The 2142-nt window shown below is 62.7% G+C and carries 2 protein-coding genes and 1 pseudogene; 1 reads left to right on the top strand and 2 read right to left on the bottom strand.

Annotated features, from left to right (window positions below; all coding sequences use genetic code 11):
- A pseudogene (locus EN893_RS30440) lies at window positions 1–333 on the top strand (cell division protein FtsH); the annotation flags it as partial.
- A gap of 248 nt (window positions 334–581) precedes the next feature.
- Here EN893_RS30440 and EN893_RS30435 read toward each other — a convergent pair.
- Window positions 582–1034 carry a hypothetical protein gene (locus EN893_RS30435; RefSeq protein WP_127267141.1) on the bottom strand — a complete coding sequence of 151 codons (453 nt, stop codon included), beginning with the start codon at window positions 1032–1034 and terminating at the stop codon, window positions 582–584.
- A 242-nt stretch (window positions 1035–1276) separates the two neighbouring features.
- The gene (locus tag EN893_RS30430) at window positions 1277–2113 is read right to left on the bottom strand and encodes a hypothetical protein (RefSeq protein WP_127267140.1); all 837 of its coding nucleotides are present in this window, start codon (window positions 2111–2113) and stop codon (window positions 1277–1279) included.
- Window positions 2114–2142 lie beyond the last annotated feature (29 nt).

The raw sequence follows: 2142 nt of genomic DNA, 5'->3' as shown, positions 1-2142 counted from the left end.
GGGCATTCCGTGGCCCGCACGCAGAACGTCTCGGAAGAAACGGCGCAGATCATCGATGCCGAAGTGCGCCGCCTGATCGACGAGGCCTATTCGTCGGCGAAGTCCATCCTGACCAAGAAGAAGAAGGAATGGATCGCGCTGGCGCAGGGCCTGCTGGAATACGAGACGCTGTCCGGCGAGGAGATCAAGCAGTTGATCGCCGGCCACAAGCCCGCGCGCGACCTCGGCGACGATACGCCGCCGAGCCGTGGCTCGGCCGTGCCGAAGTCCGGCGGCCGGCGAAAGAAGGGTCCTGAGCCCGAAGGCGGTATGGAACCGCAGCCGTCGAGTTGAGCTTGACCACTGATTTCATCGAACGCCGCGGCTTACTCCGCGGCGTTTTTTGTTTTTGGCGTTGAGGAGGAGTTGTCCGCGACCTCGCATCTGCGACGGTGACGATTGGCGAAAGCCTAGGTGATAGCCAATCTCCCCCCGCAAGGGGGGAGATTGGCAACGTCGCCGCTGGCGTGCCCTCGAAGGCAACAAAAAGGCCCGCGAACCCTGCGGTTCGCAGGCCTTCTCTTCTTCAGATGCCTTGTCGCTCAGCTCTTCAGCTTGGCATTGCACAGGCTGTAATAACCGCCGCCCTTCTGGATCCAGCGAAGGCCGTTCAACGTGCCCGCGTCCTTGTTGCCATGGTAGCCCTGCAGACAGGTCTTCATGCGCGCCTTCGCGGGCTTTTCGGTCTTGAACTCGCCGGCCAGCGTGGTCGGGAATGTCACGCCCGCGGGCGCTACAGTGGGGGCGACCGCCGCGCTGGTTTCCTTTTTCGTCTGCGGCTCGGTTTTGACCGTATCCTCGCTGACACTGTCCGCTGCTGATGTCGCGCACTTCTCCTTGCGAAAAGCCGTCCAGTCCATGCCGTTCAGAGTGCCGCCTTCCTTGGCTGTTCGATAGGTCTCGCCGCATTCCTTCATCGTCAGTGCGCTTGCGGGGGCGACGCTCCAAGCGACAAATGCGGTCGCAGCCAATACCGCCAATTTCAAACCGTGCATAAGACCCTCCTGGTTGATAATAAGTTTGGCGTCTTTTTGTATATGGTTTGTTCTCTATATGTTCAACCAGAATCTTTACGGACTACCGATGAGCTTGGCGGTGGGCAGTGTAGGCGAATTGATGATGCCAGCAGCCCGGCGACATGCAGATGCGAGCAAGGCAGCGTGCGTCTTCGCGCAACAAAAAAGGCCCGCGCATCTTGCGATGCGCGGGCCTTTGTTTGGAGACTATGGCTAAGCGATCAGCCCTTCAGCTTGGCATTGCACAGGCTGTAGAAGCCGCCGCCCTTCTGGATCCACTTCAGGCCGCCGAGCGCGTTGGCGTCCTTGAGGACATAATACTGGTCGAGGCAGGTGTGCATGCGGCCCTTTCCGGGGGTCTCGCTGGCATATTTCGCCGAGATCGCGGACGGGAACTTGACGCCCTTGGGCGCAGCCGTCGTCGGCTTCGCCGGCTCCGTGGTGTAGCTGGCCTCGTCGGCGGCCGGCACCGTGTCGTCATCCGATGCGCCGGCGCCGCATTCGGTCTTGCGGAAGTCGTTCCACTTCATGCCCTTCAGCGTGCTGGCCGTCTTGGCGGCCTGATACTTGGTGCTGCATTCGGCCATGCTCAGACCCTTGCCGTCGGCGGGGGCCGCGGCAGCCTTGGTGGTTGCCGGCTTGGCGGCGGCAGCGGCGGATGCACCGGCGGCGCATTCGGACTTGCGGAAGTCGTTCCACTTCATGCCGTTCAGCGTGCCGGCAGCCTTCGCCGCCTGGTATTTGGTGCTGCATTCCTTCGCCGTCAGGCCCTTGGCCGTGCTGTCGTCCGCAGCGGCGGCAGCCTTGGCTGCCTTGGCCGGCTTCGTCTCGGCAGCCTTCGTGGTATCGGCCGGCTTGGCGTCGGTCGTCGCGGCGGCGTCGGTGCCGCACTGAGCCTTGCGGAACTGGTTCCAGGTCGCGCCGGCGAGTGTCCCCGCATCCTTGGCGGCGTTGTATTTCGTGCTGCACTCGGCCATCGTCAGTGCGTTGGCTGGCGCGGCCAGGAACAAGGTCGCGACGGCGAGGCCGGTCAAAGTGGCAAGTCGGTGGATGAGCATAGCGTTTCTCCGTTGCAGCAGCCCATGAT

The organism is Mesorhizobium sp. M7A.F.Ca.CA.004.04.2.1, assembly GCF_004022825.1.
Classification (GTDB): domain Bacteria; phylum Pseudomonadota; class Alphaproteobacteria; order Rhizobiales; family Rhizobiaceae; genus Mesorhizobium.
The sequence above is the reverse complement of the archived record's forward strand: the minus strand, read 5'-3'. Positions and strand labels throughout refer to the sequence as shown.